General features: G+C 38.1%; 17 protein-coding genes. 11 read left to right on the top strand and 6 right to left on the bottom strand.

All coding sequences use genetic code 11. The features are described 5' to 3' along the window. Window positions 1-2 precede the first annotated feature (2 nt). On the top strand, window positions 3-836 hold the full coding sequence (locus SLH51_RS06265) for an EcsC family protein (RefSeq protein WP_335959980.1): 834 nt from the start codon (window positions 3-5) through the stop codon (window positions 834-836). Between the two features lie 119 nt (window positions 837-955). Here SLH51_RS06265 and SLH51_RS06260 read toward each other — a convergent pair whose 3' ends face one another. Beyond that, window positions 956-1,279 (bottom strand): hypothetical protein, encoded by a 324-nt coding sequence (locus SLH51_RS06260; RefSeq protein WP_335959978.1) that lies wholly within the window; start codon window positions 1,277-1,279, stop codon window positions 956-958. A gap of 240 nt (window positions 1,280-1,519) precedes the next feature. Here SLH51_RS06260 and SLH51_RS06255 point away from each other — a divergent pair, with 240 nt between their 5' ends. The 4 genes from SLH51_RS06255 (at window position 1,520) to SLH51_RS06240 (ending at window position 4,921) form a co-directional block, all read left to right on the top strand. Further along, complete coding sequence (locus SLH51_RS06255) at window positions 1,520-2,731, top strand: argininosuccinate synthase (RefSeq protein WP_335959976.1); 1,212 nt, start codon at window positions 1,520-1,522, stop codon at window positions 2,729-2,731. Next, complete coding sequence (gene argH / locus SLH51_RS06250) at window positions 2,731-4,119, top strand: argininosuccinate lyase (protein WP_335959975.1); 1,389 nt, start codon at window positions 2,731-2,733, stop codon at window positions 4,117-4,119. Before SLH51_RS06255 ends, argH begins: the two co-directional genes overlap by 1 nt. A 72-nt stretch (window positions 4,120-4,191) precedes the next feature. Next, window positions 4,192-4,341, top strand: a complete 150-nt coding sequence (locus SLH51_RS06245; protein ID WP_335959974.1) for a hypothetical protein — start codon at window positions 4,192-4,194, stop codon at window positions 4,339-4,341. 199 nt (window positions 4,342-4,540) lie between these two features. After that, window positions 4,541-4,921 carry a hypothetical protein gene (locus SLH51_RS06240; RefSeq protein ID WP_335959973.1) on the top strand — a complete coding sequence of 127 codons (381 nt, stop codon included), beginning with the start codon at window positions 4,541-4,543 and terminating at the stop codon, window positions 4,919-4,921. Between the two features lie 63 nt (window positions 4,922-4,984). Here SLH51_RS06240 and SLH51_RS06235 read toward each other — a convergent pair whose 3' ends face one another. After that, complete coding sequence (locus SLH51_RS06235) at window positions 4,985-6,088, bottom strand: M24 family metallopeptidase (protein WP_335959972.1); 1,104 nt, start codon at window positions 6,086-6,088, stop codon at window positions 4,985-4,987. A gap of 88 nt (window positions 6,089-6,176) precedes the next feature. Here SLH51_RS06235 and SLH51_RS06230 point away from each other — a divergent pair, with 88 nt between their 5' ends. From SLH51_RS06230 to SLH51_RS06215, 4 genes are all read left to right on the top strand, one after another. Continuing rightward, window positions 6,177-7,031, top strand: coding sequence for a YitT family protein (locus SLH51_RS06230; protein ID WP_335959970.1), 855 nt, complete (start codon window positions 6,177-6,179; stop codon window positions 7,029-7,031). Window positions 7,032-7,109: 78 nt separating this feature from the next. Then, window positions 7,110-7,793 (top strand): metal-dependent hydrolase, encoded by a 684-nt coding sequence (locus SLH51_RS06225; RefSeq protein WP_390184048.1) that lies wholly within the window; start codon window positions 7,110-7,112, stop codon window positions 7,791-7,793. A gap of 163 nt (window positions 7,794-7,956) precedes the next feature. Continuing rightward, on the top strand, window positions 7,957-8,196 hold the full coding sequence (locus tag SLH51_RS06220; RefSeq protein ID WP_335959969.1) for a hypothetical protein: 240 nt from the start codon (window positions 7,957-7,959) through the stop codon (window positions 8,194-8,196). 98 nt (window positions 8,197-8,294) lie between these two features. After that, on the top strand, window positions 8,295-9,602 hold the full coding sequence (locus tag SLH51_RS06215) for a CBS domain-containing protein (RefSeq protein WP_335959967.1): 1,308 nt from the start codon (window positions 8,295-8,297) through the stop codon (window positions 9,600-9,602). Window positions 9,603-9,708: 106 nt separating this feature from the next. Here the strand turns inward: SLH51_RS06215 and SLH51_RS06210 are convergent, their stop codons facing one another. Then, a complete protein-coding gene (locus SLH51_RS06210) occupies window positions 9,709-9,993 on the bottom strand; it encodes a YtpI family protein (RefSeq protein ID WP_335959965.1) in 285 nt (94 codons plus the stop codon). Window positions 9,994-10,317: 324 nt separating this feature from the next. On the opposite strand from SLH51_RS06210, the gene SLH51_RS06205 reads away from it, so the two are divergent. Further along, entirely contained in the window at window positions 10,318-11,241 is a 924-nt protein-coding gene (locus SLH51_RS06205) for a DHH family phosphoesterase (RefSeq protein ID WP_335959964.1), read from the top strand. Window positions 11,242-11,310: 69 nt separating this feature from the next. Here SLH51_RS06205 and SLH51_RS06200 read toward each other — a convergent pair whose 3' ends face one another. From SLH51_RS06200 to ytrH, 3 genes are all read right to left on the bottom strand, one after another. Beyond that, entirely contained in the window at window positions 11,311-11,520 is a 210-nt protein-coding gene (locus SLH51_RS06200) for a YtzJ family protein (RefSeq protein ID WP_390184049.1), read from the bottom strand. Between the two features lie 212 nt (window positions 11,521-11,732). Next, on the bottom strand, window positions 11,733-12,236 hold the full coding sequence (gene ytrI / locus SLH51_RS06195; RefSeq protein WP_335959962.1) for a sporulation membrane protein YtrI: 504 nt from the start codon (window positions 12,234-12,236) through the stop codon (window positions 11,733-11,735). Further along, complete coding sequence (gene ytrH, locus SLH51_RS06190; protein WP_335959960.1) at window positions 12,233-12,571, bottom strand: sporulation membrane protein YtrH; 339 nt, start codon at window positions 12,569-12,571, stop codon at window positions 12,233-12,235. The genes ytrI and ytrH overlap by 4 nt, the downstream gene beginning before the upstream one ends. Before the next feature lie 177 nt (window positions 12,572-12,748). Here ytrH and dnaE point away from each other — a divergent pair, with 177 nt between their 5' ends. Continuing rightward, entirely contained in the window at window positions 12,749-16,090 is a 3,342-nt protein-coding gene (dnaE, locus tag SLH51_RS06185) for a DNA polymerase III subunit alpha (protein WP_335959959.1), read from the top strand. The last annotated feature ends 140 nt before the right edge of the window (window positions 16,091-16,230 follow it).

Raw genomic sequence — 16,230 nt, 5'->3', positions numbered from 1 at the left:
TTATGAATGAAACAAATCAATTAAAAAGTCGATGGAACGAGATTAAACAATGGGAAGAATCATTTTTCATTTCGGATTCAACCGATATAATGAGCACGTATAGTAGGTTCTCCGAACGAGCTTTTGACCAACTAGGTCAAAAACGCAAGCAGAAGTGGCTAGCAATTATGGACGCATGTCTATTACATTTACAAGGGTGGCTTCAGCATACGAGGTCGTACGAAGAAACGAAGCGAAGAGTAATCGCTCATGCGAGGATGTTTGATCCTAATATTACAACAATCGATGATTTGCAAAGTCTTCCTTTAGAGCAGTTAGATTACTTAGCCGAGCAATTAATGGCCAAACAACGTCTTCTTGCTTTAGGGCAAGGTGGATTAACGGGGATGGGAGGCGCATTTCTTCTTCTTTCTGACTTACCTGCCCTAGCAGTGATTCAGTTACGCTCATTGCAGCATCTAGCACTTGTGTATGGTTATGACGTAAGACGGCCGGTAGAGCTGATGAATATGTTAAAGCTATTTCATGTAGCAACAATTCCAAAATCCTATCAAGCACAAGAGTGGGACAAATTGATTAGGGAAGTTGAAGAACAAGATCGCGAGCATGTATTTTATCAAGGTGATGATTCAATTATAACGGATTCAATCTTTGAACAATTAACGAAACAACTTGTTAAAAGCTTTGTTTTAACGATGTTACGAAAAAAAGTTATTCAAGGTATTCCTCTAATTGGAATGGCTGTTGGTGCAGGAATGAATTATCGTTTTTCACAATCAGTAATTGAAGTAGGTCAACATTTTTATCAGAAGCGTCGTATATTAGAGGAAATTTGAATGATTAGCGGGTAAACTATAAAGGCAAGTAAAACTTAAAGGATGTTTCAAATGGTGTCATACAAACCATTGAAACATCCTTTTTTACGAAGAACAGGCAACAAATTCACCTTCCAAACTTATGATGTTACTAGGTAAGCAGTTGGTGAAATAGAGGGGGTCATACGAAACCAAATCCATAAGTCATTAATAATAGAAGCAAGCTCAGCCATTTCAAGGTTCAATTCACAAGACCGTTCAAAATCTTCTTCATTCGTTAATTGCTCATGTACCGTTTCAATCTTTAATTCAATTTCCTTAACACGATCAGGAATGGTACCTCTAATATTTTCCCATGTATCAACTACATGTTCCTGAGTAATACGTTCTAGTTCATCCCAAGAACATTTCAGGGTGGGGATAGAAAGCCCAAGACGGGGGTCATAAACAAACTCTACACTCATTTGCATTCACCTCATCTTAGATCATAACGAATGGAAAGAACATTGAAAACAAAAACAACATAAAAAAAAGAAAAAAATGACTTGCCAAAACCAATCACCCCTGTTAAAGTAATGAATATTAATAAGAATTGTGTTTGGTTTTATGCAAAAGTGCGTGAGTCATAAGTGCACTCATTTTTTTGAATAATTATGTATAAAAATAATATTTTGAGTATTAATATTCATTGGAGGTAATGAGAAATGAGTAAAGAGAAAGTAGTTTTAGCATATTCAGGTGGTTTGGATACATCAGTAGCAATTAAATGGTTAGCAGATAAAGGGTATGACGTAATTGCCGTAGGACTTGATGTTGGGGAAGGCAAGGATTTAGACTTCGTTAAACAAAAAGCATTAAATGTTGGTGCAATTGAATCGTATTCAATTGATGCAAAGAAAGAATTTGCTGAGGACTTTGTTTTACCGACATTGCAAGCACATACGATGTATGAAGAAAAGTATCCACTCGTATCAGCACTTTCTCGTCCGCTTATTTCTAAGAAGCTAGTTGAGATCGCTGAACAAACAGGCGCTTCAGCTGTTGCGCATGGTTGTACTGGAAAAGGAAATGACCAAGTTCGTTTTGAAGTATCGATTCAAGCATTAAATCCTAATCTGAAAGTGTTAGCTCCTGTTCGTGAGTGGGGTTGGTCTCGTGATGAGGAAATTGCTTATGCTAAACAAAACAATATTCCAATTCCAATTGATTTGGATAATCCTTACTCAGTTGACCAAAACTTATGGGGACGTGCAAATGAGTGTGGGATTCTTGAAGATCCATGGGCAACTCCACCAGAAGGTGCATATGAATTAACAGCTGCTCTTGAAAATACACCAAATCAAGCTGAGATTGTTGAGATTGGATTTGAGCAGGGCGTACCGGTTACATTAAACGGAAAATCTTATCAGTTAGATCAGTTAATTCTAGAATTAAACCAAGTTGCCGGAAAACATGGGGTTGGACGTATCGATCATGTAGAGAACCGTCTTGTAGGAATTAAGTCTCGTGAAGTGTATGAGTGCCCAGGTGCAATGACGTTAATTAAGGCACATAAAGAGCTTGAAGATATTACGTTAACGAAAGAAGTAGCTCATTTTAAACCAGTTATTTCTAAGAAACTTTCTGAAGTAATTTATGATGGTCTTTGGTTTTCACCAATTACAAAAGCACTACAAGCTTTCTTACAAGAAACGCAAAAGACAGTCACTGGAGTTGTCCGTGTAAAACTCTTTAAAGGCCATGCAATCGTTGAAGGACGTAAATCACCTTATTCTTTATATGATGAAAAGCTTGCAACATATTCAACAAATGATGAATTTGATCACAGTGCTGCAGTTGGTTTCATTTCGTTATGGGGATTATCAACAAAAGTAAATAGCATGGTGAACAAAGAGAAGAAGGAGGTCACTCAGTAGTGGCTAAGCTTTGGGGTGGACGTTTTACAAAAACAGCAGAGGAGTGGGTCGATGCATTCGGTGCATCGATCGGCTTCGATCAAGCGCTAGTTGATGAAGATATAGAAGGAAGTCTTGCGCATGTAACCATGCTTGGGAAATGTGAAATTCTTTCAAAAGAAGAAGTTGAAAAAATTAAATCTGGGCTGAACACTCTACGTGAAAAAGCCAAGAAAAAAGAGTTGGTATTTTCTGTTTCTGAAGAAGATATTCATTTAAATCTTGAAAAAATGCTTATCGATGAAATTGGACCAGTTGGAGGAAAGTTGCATACTGGACGTAGCCGTAATGATCAAGTTGCAACCGATATGCATCTTTATTTACGCAATAATACAAAAGAGATAATGGCTGCTGTTAAGAAATTACAAGAAGCGTTGTATAATCAAGCAACAAAGCATATTGAAACGCTCATTCCTGGTTACACACATTTGCAACGTGCTCAACCTGTCTCGTTTGCTCATCATCTGCTTGCTTATTTCTGGATGCTAGAACGTGATTATGGTCGCTATGAGGATAGCCTGAAACGATTAAATATTTCACCTTTAGGTGCTGGTGCATTGGCAGGAACGACTTTCCCAATTGATCGAGCTTATGCAGCTGAACTACTTGGTTTTGATGGTATATATCATAATAGTCTAGATGCAGTAAGTGACCGTGACTTTATTGTTGAGTTTTTAAGTACATCATCTGTTTTAATGATGCATTTGTCTCGTCTTTGTGAAGAGTTAATTCTCTGGTCAACTCAAGAATTTCAATTTATTGAAATGGATGACACGTTTGCAACAGGAAGTAGCATTATGCCTCAAAAGAAAAACCCAGATATGGCCGAATTAATTCGAGGCAAAACTGGACGGGTCTACGGAAATCTTTTCTCTCTTTTAACGACGCTTAAAGGACTTCCGCTTGCTTATAACAAAGATATGCAAGAAGACAAGGAAGGTATGTTTGATACAGTAGAAACGGTTAAAGGGTCATTAAATATCTTTGCAGGCATGATTGAAACCATGACTGTGAATACTGATACGATGGAAAAAGCCGTTCATCAGGATTTCTCAAATGCCACAGAACTTGCAGATTATTTAGCAACGAAAGGTATGCCATTTAGAGAAGCTCATGAAGTCGTTGGAAAGCTGGTACTTGTTGCGATTCAAAAAGGTGTTTTCCTTCTTGATTTGCCGTTTTCAGATTATAAAGAAGCAAGTGAGCTATTTGAGGAAAATATCTTTGACGTTCTCCATCCAAAGACCGTTGTGGCCCGTCGCAATAGTGCGGGAGGGACTGGATTTGAACAAGTCAAAGTTGCGTTAGAAAAGGCAGAAAACTGTTTGAATGTTCAAACACAAAGCTGATTTTTAGCACATAAAACCAATCGTTGTGCCAATACTAAGTAAGAAATGGATTACTTATAAGGGGGCACACGTATGAAAGAACACAAGTTAACAAACATGACATATGATGCAGAAGGTGAAATGTCTGTGCATCAACAAGTTATGGATTCCTATAGCCAAGGGACACATGAACAACGTCATCAAGAAGAAGAAATGGAAAATCAATACGATAAAATGAAATAGTAAAAAAAGAGACTGATTTTCATATAGATTTGATTGAACCTGAGAGAATGGGTGCGGTAGATCTGTATGAAATCGTCTCTTTTTTTACGATCTTAAGAAATCATGGTATGATTTAAAACAATTTTGTAGAGTAGAATGAAAATAGGAATTCATGAATAATATCCCATTTTTGTTGCATCTTAAAAGTGAGGTGATCGGCATGCGAAAATGGAATCTATTTGCTATCTTGTTTTTTCTATTTATGTTCCTTTTTTCTGGTACAGGAAATGCGGCAGGGACTGAACTTATGACTGCCTTTTCTGTACGAATAACGGTTGTTGAAAATGGGATTGAGTACGAATGGGAGTATGATAGCCCTAGTCACTATGAATTTGAACAAGGTGAGCGTGTTATAAAGGGTGCTGCAGCAAAAGAAAAAGTAGAACAAATGGTTAATGACCTAAAGCTAGATGAAGAAGAAGAAGTCGAAGCATTTGTGAGCAGGCTTCAAAAATCCTCATACCCAAATATAGAACGGTTAGACATACGTTATATGAACGGAGAAGGTAAATTGTATACATGGGTCTGGGAGGGAAAATAACGGTGAGGATGTTCAAAAAGGAGTGTTTTCCTATTTTGAACATCCTCTTTTTTCTACATGAGCTTAAGGTTTTACAACCAAAAGCTCTTTTGGATAGTGGGTGAGACATTCATAACCGTCTTCTGTGATAAGTACATCATCCTCTATCCTCACTCCACCTACTTTAGGTACATAAATGCCAGGCTCTATTGTAAACGTCATTCCTACTTGTAATTGGTCTTGATTGTTCTCGTTTAGAGACGGCAATTCATGAACTTCTACACCAAGTCCATGGCCAATCCGATGAGGAAAATAAGCACCATAACCTGCATCGGTAATAATAGATCTTGCTTTACGATCTAAGTCACCAAGTACGGTTCCTTTACGACAGAGACTTAATGTTGCTTCTTGAGCAGTTAATACGGTCTCGTATATTTTCTCTTGTTCAGTGGATATGTTTCCAAAGGCAACTGTTCTAGTGATGTCTGAGCAGTACCCTTCTAACACAACTCCAAGATCAAATAACACAAGTTCCCCTTTTTCAATGCTTTTCATTTTCGGTTTGCCATGAGGATTTGCTGACTGTTCTCCACTTAAGACAAGTGTACCAAATGACATTTCTCTAATGCCTTTTCGTTTCAGTTCATATTCAATCATCGCAAGTATTTCCATTTCAGTGCGCCCCGTATTGAGTGCGTGAACACCTACTTCTACACCAAAATCAGCTAACTTAGCTGCCTCTTTCAATATCGCAATTTCCTTATCATTCTTAATTAGGCGTAATTTCATGATTGTATCTTCACAATTAAGAAGAGCGAGTTCAGGAGATAGTGCTTTTATTTGTTCGGCTCTTGCAACAGATAGCAATTCTTTTTCTACTGCTAAATTTGACCCAACTATTTCGAGAGACGAAAGATGAGTTGAGATAAGCCGCCATGGATCTTCAGAGTCACTGTACCCAATTATAGGATAATTCCAGCCAGACTGGCAAATTAGACTTGTTTCCATATTAGGCGCTATTAGACATGGCTCGTTGTCTTGGAAAACAAGCAAAGAAACTAATCGTTCGTGTGGTTCACACCTGAAACCTGTCAAATAAAATAAGTTTGCTTTCCCTTGGATGAAGGCATAGGCGACATCCTTTTCTTTTAGCCATTGTTGTAACGAGTGTAGTCGGCGTAAGGTCATTTAGATACTCCTTTCAAAGCTTGTACGATTATTCTTAATTTACCATCATATGATAAAATAAGAAAGACAAAGAGAAGAGGAGAAACCAATGAAAATATTTTTTACTTACCTTTTTTTGACGGTGGGTGCAATTATTGTCGCTTGTGGACTTGAACTGATTTTAGCGCCAAATGGATTAGTCGATGGAGGGGTAACTGCAATTGCCATTATGGTTAATTCTCAATTAGGTTGGCCGATTTGGACAGTATATTTAGCATTAAATGTACCTACTCTTCTCGTTTCAGGACGCTTTATGGGGAAGAAGTTTGTTGTGCGAACTCTTTATGCAAACGGAGTGACGACTTTAGCTCTTTGGTGGTTAGCGCCAATGCTTGCGATAACGTCATCTGAAGTTTTGATTATCCTGTATGGTGGGTTGATGCTAGGACTTGGAATTGGTATTGTCGTAAAAGCTGGTGGAGCGGTAGATGGGACGGAAATGATCGCAATTTGGGTTAATCGCCGTTTTCATATTCCTATTAGTACTTTTTTATTAGCGGTAAATGCTGTCATTCTTACTGGTGCAGCTTTTGTGTTTACACTAGAAAAAGCGATGTTTAGTATAGCGGTTTTTTACATTGTATCGAAAATGATCGACTTTGTATTGGATGGATTTAACCAAGGGAAATCGGTCATGGTTATCTCAGAGCATCCACATAAAGTAGGGGAAAAACTTCTCGAAGAGCTCGATGTCTCGATAACGTACTTGTATGGACATGGTGGATATACTGGAGATGAACGCTTAATTATTTATTGTATTACCAATCGATTTATGTATCCAAAATTAAAAGATGTGGTCTTATCTATTGACCCATCCGCTGTACTTGAGGCTTCTTACGTAACTGAGACCTCAGGAGTAAAGAAACCAACGTTCTTTCAAGGTGGAAATATAAAAGAATCGTAAAAATAGCAGGAATCTATCAGGTTGACGGTTAACTAAATGGTAGATGGGGAAAAGAATTTGTTGAAGGAGTGAATGATAGTGAAAATTAGTTATCATGGACATTCAGTAGTCGTGATTGAAACAAAGAAGACGAAACTCATAATTGACCCATTCATTACAGGGAATGGTCAAACAGATTTAAAGGTGAACGATGTGAAAGTTGATGTAATTCTTTTGACACACGGGCATAATGATCACGTTGGCGATACGGTTGAATTAGCCAAACGAAATGATGCTCTTGTCGTCGCTCCATTTGAACTTGCTACATATTTAGGATGGCAAGGTGTAAAAACGCACCCTATGCATATCGGTGGTTCATATGAATTTGAATTCGGTGTTGTAAAGTTTACACAAGCATTCCATGGATCCTCATATACGGTGGAGGAAGAACAAAAAATAATTTATATGGGAATGCCTGCTGGAATCTTATTTTCAGCCGAAGGGAAAACGGTCTTTCACGCAGGTGACACCGCATTATTTAGTGATATGAAACTCATTGGAGAAAGAAATACGATTGATGTAGCCTTTTTACCAATAGGAGATAATTTCACGATGGGACCAGAGGATGCAACGATCGCTGCTGAGTGGCTTCAAGCAAAGAGAGTGGTTCCAATTCATTACAATACGTTTCCGGTGATTGAGCAAGATCCTATTGAATTTGCTGAGAATTTATCTGGAAAGAAAGGTGTCGCGTTACAAGTAGGAGAATCAATTAAACTATGATAAGACATTAATATTGAAAAATAAAGGTGACTCAACAAGGCTCATATGTCCGTTGAGTCACTTTTTTATGGGTATATTGTGAAGCTGTCTAAACAAAGAGGCTTGGTCTTTTTCCACATTTTATAGCATATGCTTTACAAACGAAATTGTGGAGGGGTCAAAATTGAAGCAGCGGTTGTTTATGTCCTTTTTGCTGTCGGTAGCGATGCTAATCTATGGAGCAGAATATTTACCTTATGATGGTACGGTCATTGACCAGATTTTCGCATGGTCTTGGACGGTGTTTGCCTTGTTGGTCATTGGGGGAAATGGCCTCCATCTGTTATATCAAAGAAGGCCGAAAAAAGAGGTAGCTGTACCTATTCGTTATAGACAAAATTCTAGAGAAAAACTGCGAGGATAATAAGAGAGCTTGATAGTCCACATTTTCAAACGTATAATGATAGTAGTACAGAGTACGAATATCGGGTGAAACAGCCGAGTGAGGGTGTGGTGGCTATCATGGCTACAAAGCATGAACAAATTTTACAACATATTACGGATTTGGAAATTGGCGAAAAAATATCAGTGCGTTTGATAGCGAAGGCGCTTGCAGTAAGTGAGGGAACTGCTTATCGAGCCATTAAAGAGGCCGAGAATCAAGGTCTTGTAAGCACGATTGAGCGAGTAGGAACGGTTCGTATCGAAAAAAAATTAAAAGAGAATATTGAAAAGCTGACATATGCGGAAGTTGTCAATATTGTAGATGGACAAGTATTAGGTGGCCGTCAAGGGCTTCATAAGACATTAAATCGTTTTGTTATCGGTGCGATGAAGCTTGAGGCAATGATGCGTTATGTTGAAGCTGGTAACTTATTAATTGTCGGAAACCGTGATCAAGTCCATAAAGTGGGACTTGAAGCAGGGGCTTCAGTACTAATTACAGGTGGTTTCGGTACGAGTGAAGAGGTCATTAAATTAGCTGATGAACTGGAATTACCGATTATTTCAACGAGCTATGATACATTTACAGTTGCAGCGATGATTAACCGTGCCATTTATGATCAACTGATAAAGAAAGAAATTGTGTTAGTTGATGATATATTAATTCCGTTTCAAGATACCTTCTATATGACAACTCAGAATACCGTTGATAAATGGCATGATTTGAATGAAAAGACAGGTCACAGCCGTTACCCAGTTATTGATGGAAATATGAAAGTACAAGGAATGGTTGCTGCCAAAGATGTGTTAGGGGCTTCAAAACAAACACCTATTGAGAAGGTGATGACAAGCAACCCGATTACGGTGCATGAACGAACGTCTGTCGCTGCGGTTGCTCATGTAATGGTTTGGGAAGGAATTGAGCTTCTGCCTGTTATTGATAATCAGAGAAAGCTTCTTGGTGTTATCAGTCGTCAAGATGTGTTAAAAGCCTTGCAAATGGTTCAGAGACAACCTCATATAGGTGAAACAATTGAGGATATTGTTACAAGTCGGGTCGAAGATAAGTCGAAGGCTGATGAGTTGGTTTTTGAATGTGAAGTTACACCGCAGATGACTAATCAACTCGGTACGATTTCTTATGGTGTTATTACGACGCTAGTTACTGAAATAGGTAGTCGACTTATGCGTAAATACAAAAAAGGCGATCTTGTCGTTGAAAACATTACATTGTACTTTATTAAACCTGTTCAAATTGACAGTATTATCACGATTAGACCGAAAATCCTTGAGATAGGACGGAAACACGGGAAGATAGATGTTGAACTTTATCATGAAGAGGAAATTGTCGGAAAAGCGATGATGATGGCTCAGTTGATAGATTAGTTTTCATAACTTTATAATTTGAAGAATGGTAACGAGATAAGAGAAATCTCGTTACCTGTATTTTTCTAAAGGAAAGGACTTCCCCTATAAAGTAGGACAAGCTTAATTAATCATTTAATTGAGCGATGTAATGGCGTGATGCTTTGAAGCCGTAGAAGATATTGGCAATTCCAAGAATGGTGAAGACCGTACCGACTACAATATCAATCATACTTCTTTGATAGATGAGAAGGTTGGCTCCAAATGCAGTTAAAAAGAATCCGAGTGTAAGTGAAGATTTCGTCTGATAGATTCGCTTTAATAATGATTCATTTGCGCGCCATGATCTTATTTTGTTATAAATGAAAAAGACCGCAGAAATAACAATAATGATCGTAAGTAGTTTATCCATGAGAGAAGCCTCCTTGATTTTTTTAGAGATCAGAAAGTGTAAATTTGAGAGAAGCAAATGAAGTACAAAAGCTCCTCAAGGGCGGTAATGTCTTTACACGCTGCGCGTCGAATGACAGTTACCTATTTGTCGTTCAACAAAAAAAGCATCGGTTTCGCTCATTGCTTCTAAGAAACAGCCCGCTCGGCGATCTTTCTTAGAACACATTCAAAGACGATGGCGGTCTTTTCGTGAACCATTGATCACTAAAAGCCATTGTATCTTGATTTGAGTCATTTTGCCAGTGGAGGATCAGTGAACAAGTTTAGAAGGAGTGAAACAACTGTGATTAATCACATTATGGAAAAAATAGAACAATTTGAAACGGTTATACTTCATAGGCATGAACGTCCTGACCCAGATGCCTTAGGATCACAGCTCGGGTTTGCTCATGTTATTAAGGAGAGCTTTCCATATAAGAAAGTATATGTAGTAGGGGAGGAGGAGCCGTCGTTAGCGTTTCTAGGAGAGATGAATTTGATTTCTGATTATGAGTATGAACAGGCGCTTGTCATTGTTTGTGATACAGCCAATACAGAAAGGATTGATGATAAACGCTATCGACAAGGGCAGTATTTGATCAAAATAGATCACCACCCAAATGAAGAACCATACGGAAATCTTAATTGGGTTGACCCATCTTTTAGTTCAACGAGTGAGATGATTGTAGAATTAATTGAACAAGCAGGGTTACAATTAGACTCTGAATCAGCGTTGCTTTTATATGCGGGTATTGTAGGAGATACAGGTCGGTTCAGGTATTCCAATACGACTGCCAACACATTAAGAAGAGCTAGTCTATTAGTTGAACAACCGTTTGATCAAAATACTTTTTATTCAAACTTACATAAAAAAGATTTGAAGATTACACGGCTACAAGGTTATGTATTGCAACAATTTTCTGTTATAAACGATTGTGTAGGCGTGATGAGGTTAACAAAACAAGACTTAGATCGTTTTCAAGTAACCTCCACAGAATCATCACAACTCGTTAATGCTTTTTCTGATGTTGAAGGATTAAAAGTGTGGGTGTTTTTTGTTGAAGATGAAGATAAAATACGAGTAAGGTTACGTTCGAAGGGTCCTGTTATTAATACTATCGCCACTGAGTATAATGGTGGTGGACATCCAATGGCAGCAGGAGCTACTGCTTATAGTTGGGAAGAAACAGAAGAGATTGTTCAAAAGCTAGTTATCGCCAGCAAGTAATGAAAAACACAAGGGTCTGCAAAAAAGCTATACATTATTCGAGCAGACCCTATTAAAGCAGTACCTTGATCATGCTTCCTTCACTGGAATGAACCAAGAACCAACCTCTGTTTTATCCTCATACACGTGAATCTCTTGCTTTTTCAGCTCCTTGCGAATAAGGTCAGAAACTTCCTTAGACTCAGCAAAAGCGGACAGACCATTTTTTATCTTTTCTACTTTTTGTAATGCCATTTCTTTGCGGTTTAAAACCATTGATTTACCAGTTATGTCCATCATTCAACCCTCCTGAAATGTGATCGGGTGCTTGAATCCATTATACTACGAAATCAATGTGTTACGATCAATTTTCTAAAAATTGTAACAAAAAAGACGTGGTACTATTACTTCTCGCTTACATTGACTCACTCTAAAGAGATCACATGACTGAGAAAGGGTCGAATAGAAGGCCACATCAAAGTAACCTTTTTCAGTGGCCTTTCAAATAGGGGTTAACTACTTGGAACAATTTTGACGTGAATTTCTAAGGTCGTGTATAAACTGGTCCCTTCTACAGTAAGTTGGTATCGTTTGTCTCCAACACGGAATACTTTGTTTTCAAGTGTACTAATCATAAGGGCTCTCATGCTCGCTACGGTCTCAATATCTTTCCGTTTAATATCCTGTAACTCGTTTAATGCCTGTTGTTTTAAGTCAAGTAGAGTTAATTGGTTTAGTCTAAGTGTCCTAGAATTTGTGAATTGAATATCGATTTCTTTTACCGTTAATTTCTTTTGATTTTCCTCATTCAATTTATCTTGCTCACTTAAAAGTACGTCGATGTCACCTTCTAGGTCAGCAATCAGTGCTTCTTGTTCAGAAATACGAAACACTAGGCCTTCATAAACTTGTCCATATTGATAAACGAAAAAAGCCCATCCGATTATAATTCCAAGAATCATTCCAGCGAAAAAACGTTTGACTGTTGGTCGTTCATAGATTGGAGGAACCCTCATGATGCTAGTGCCTCTCCGACAATCCATTGGATAAGCAAAGTTCCCGCCTGGGCTCCACAAAGAGCCGCAAAAATCATAAAACCGGTTTTGAAAATATCATCATGAGTTCCATAGAAAAGGCCTCTTTCGATACTTGTAATCGCATCAAATGTTCCACCAATTGCAGCAACAATTGCCCAAATTTTTAAGCTGCCTGCTAGATCGTGCATAACTGACAGTGGTGGTTTGCCAATTAAGAAAGCACCGATGCCACCAATGATAGCACCACCGATAATGACTCCAAACGCAACGAAGAAATCAATAATTAATGTGGCAAGAAGTTCACGACTAAGCATGCGGTTCACCAACTTTCATTCAATCGGATAAAAGAGAATAGCGTGTCTCTATCATTTATAAGACAAACATGAAGTATTTATGACAACTAATCGAAATGCGAAATGAGCAATTCGTACCCAACAGTTATAAAAATGTACTATACTAGAGAAACAAACAGTGAATGTGAGGCGAGTGTTATGGAGATTGTTCATAGTCATGTATATAGTGAGTACAGTCTTCTATCATCAACCAATCGAATAGAGGCACTGGTGAAAAAGGCACACGAAGATGGATTTCAGGCACTTGCTCTATGTGATCATCATGTTATGTATGGTGCGGTGCCATTTTATCAAGCTTGTATGAAATATAATGTCAAACCGATCATTGGTTTGCAATTGACGATCCAAAAAAATGAGAATGAGCTTGCGTTAATTCGATGCTATGCCAAAAATAAAAAAGGTTACGTGAATTTATTAAAACTAGCGACAATAATCGGACATAAAGCAGGGAAACGAGCGTTTTTAAAAAAAGAAGAAGTTACTCCTTTCTTATCAGAAGTAATCGTTGTAATTCCATACAGCCGAGGACCAATTGAAGAGGATCTCGTGCAAAATCAGTTTCAAAAAGCATTAAATTGGTTGAGGGGATGGAAAGGGCAAACTTCTGCTTCAGATTGGTTCTTAGAAATTCAACAGTTACACGATCACGTTTCCAGAAAGCATGAGGCAATTCAGACGTTTTCTGAAACGAGTGGCATACAATTGTTGGCGTCACATCCTTGTCGTTTCTTAGAAAAACAAGATGCTACCGCTTATCAAGTTATTCGGGCGATCCGTGAAGGGGTAAAAGCGGAGGATTACCCTCTTGAAAAGGAAGAAAGATCTTTTTATCTCCTTACTCCTACTGAGATGGTTGAGAGATTTGCTGAAAGAGAAGATGCACTAGTTAATACAAAACGTTTTGCTTCTTTATGTAACGTTCAGCTAACACTAGACCAACAAATGCTTCCTGAATTTCCTGGTATTCTAAATTCGAACGAACTATTACGCAGTTTGTGCGATAAAGGGTGTGAGTTCCGTTACGGGACAATAAACGATGTGATAGAAGCGCGCTTAAATAAAGAGCTAGCAGTTATTGAACGAATGGGGTTTAGTGATTATTTTCTTATTGTTTGGGATTTTATGAAATATGCGAGGGAGAAAGGCATTTTAACGGGCCCGGGAAGGGGTTCGGCAGCAGGTTCAATCGTTGCTTATGTTCTGCAAATAACTGATGTTGATCCACTCCAATATGATTTATTATTTGAACGCTTTTTAAATCATGAACGAGTGTCTATGCCTGATATTGATATTGATTTTCCTGACCATCGTCGTGATGAAGTCATTGAGTATGTTCAACAAAAATATGGGAAGAATCATGTCGCTCAAATTCTTACATTTGGAACTCTTGCAGCTAGAGCGGTTGTACGAGATGTAGGAAAAGTACTGGGGGTTGATAGTTATCTCATTGGGAAGCTGACAAAACAAATTCCGGTAAGTCCAGGCGTCACACTAGAAAAAGCGTTAGCAAGTAGCAAAGAACTTGAATCGATGATAACAGAATCAAAAGACCTTGCTGTATTATGGAAGGTCTCTAAGCAATTAGAAGGTTTGCCACGCCATGCATCGACCCATGCTGCTGGTGTTGTAATTAGTGCTAAACCTTTAACTGAGTTAATGGCTTTACAAGCAGGTCAATCAACGATTTCCCTTACGCAAGCAACCATGGATGTAGTTGAAAAAATCGGTTTGCTTAAATTCGATTTTCTTGGATTGCGAAATTTAACGCTCTTGGAGAATATCTCTTTTTTGATTGAACAACAATATGGGGAAAAAATCGACTATACGAGAATTCCTTTGGACGATAAAAAAACGTACCAATTACTCGGCCAAGGTGATACAACAGGCGTTTTCCAGCTTGAATCAGATGGAATGAGACAGGCCCTAACTAGTTTACAACCAACGGAATTCGAAGACATTGTTGCGGTTAACGCGCTTTATCGACCAGGTCCAATGAAATACATTCCAATGTATCGTCAAGGCAAACATGAAGTAACAAAGGTTGTATTTCCTCACGAAGATTTAGAGCCGATTTTAAAAAGGACGTATGGAGTCATTATTTATCAAGAGCAAATTATGAGAGTTGCCGCAGTAATGGCAGGGTTTACACTGGCAGAAGCAGATCTACTAAGACGTGCGATAAGTAAGAAAAAGAAAGGTGAACTTGAAAAACAACGTAAGGCATTTATTAGAGGAGCCCGCCAAAAAGGATACTCCGAACAAGTAGCGTCTGACGTTTATGAACTGATTGAACGATTTGCTGATTACGGATTTAACCGAAGTCATGCAGTCGCTTATAGCATGATTAGTTATCAGTTAGCTTATGTAAAGGCAAATTATCCACTAGCCTTTTATACGGCCCTGCTATCTGGTGTTTGGAATAATGATGATAAACTATCTCATCATATCCGTGAATGTAGGAAAGCTGGATATGACGTATTGCCTCCTTCCATTTCCAAAAGTCATATTCTTTTTTCAATTGAAAATGAAGCGATTCGCTTTGGGTTGCTTCCCATTGCTCATGTAGGATTTCGAGCTGCTAAATTGATTGTTCAAGAACGAGAAGAAAAACGCTTTACCGATTTATTTAGTTTTGCAGTCCGCATTGATCAAAAGATTGTTAACAAAAAAGCAGTAGAAAATTTAATAAAAGCAGGAGCAATGGATGAGTTTCATCCTGAGCGGGCAACGTTGTTATATTCAGTTGAAGAAGCACTGCGCTTTGCTGCTGAAGTAAATTCCTTTCAAGATGAGACAGAAGGGTTGTTCACTCTTGATATCCAAGCCCCGGATTATAAAGAAATTGAGCCGCTTTCAATCCAAGAAAAACTAGATTATGAGAAAGAGGCGTTAGGATTCTATCTATCAGGACACCCGATTGAAATGTACAAGCCAATGCTCGATGCAAATGGACGTCTTCCCGTTCAAAAAGCGAAAGAGACCAAAGGGAACGTAAGGGTAGCAGGTTTACTTTCACAAGTAAGAAGAATTAAAACAAAAAAAGGAGATGCAATGGCATTTGCTGTTGTAACGGATGAGTCTGGTGGAAGTGAATTGGTTATTTTTCCGCGGACATGGGACAAAATAAAAGATCTCGTTACTGAAGGTGAACTCATATTAGTTGAAGGGCGTTATGATCATACCCGTGAACAAACGCAATTGATTGTAGAAAAAATAGATCTCTTAAAAACTTTGACATTGAAAAAAGAGGAGGAAAAACTTTTTCTTAGAATTAGTGAAGCCTCTCAAAGTCTAGATCTATTAGAACAAGTGAAAGTCCACCTTCTATCAAATACTGGTACTGTTCCAGTTATTTTATATTACGAGCAAACAAAGCAAACAAAACACTTAACAAATGAATATCAAGTCACTCCTGATGAAGCATTTCTATTGAAATTGAAAGAGATATTAGGGGAGAGAAATGTCATTTTGAAAAAATAATTCATAGATCGGGTTATTTTAAAAAAGGGGAAAAACACCTTATTTTGAAATGACCTTTTCTACTTTTAGGCTTGGCTAATGAAGGATTATTCTATATAATTAAGGTGTTTTAGTGGTCTGACCAGTTAATGTTATACTAG

The organism is Halalkalibacter kiskunsagensis (assembly GCF_037027555.1).
GTDB classification, from domain to species: Bacteria; Bacillota; Bacilli; order Bacillales; family Bacillaceae_D; genus Halalkalibacter; species Halalkalibacter kiskunsagensis.
Note: the sequence above shows the minus strand (reverse complement) of the source record. Positions and strands in the feature narration are given on the sequence as shown.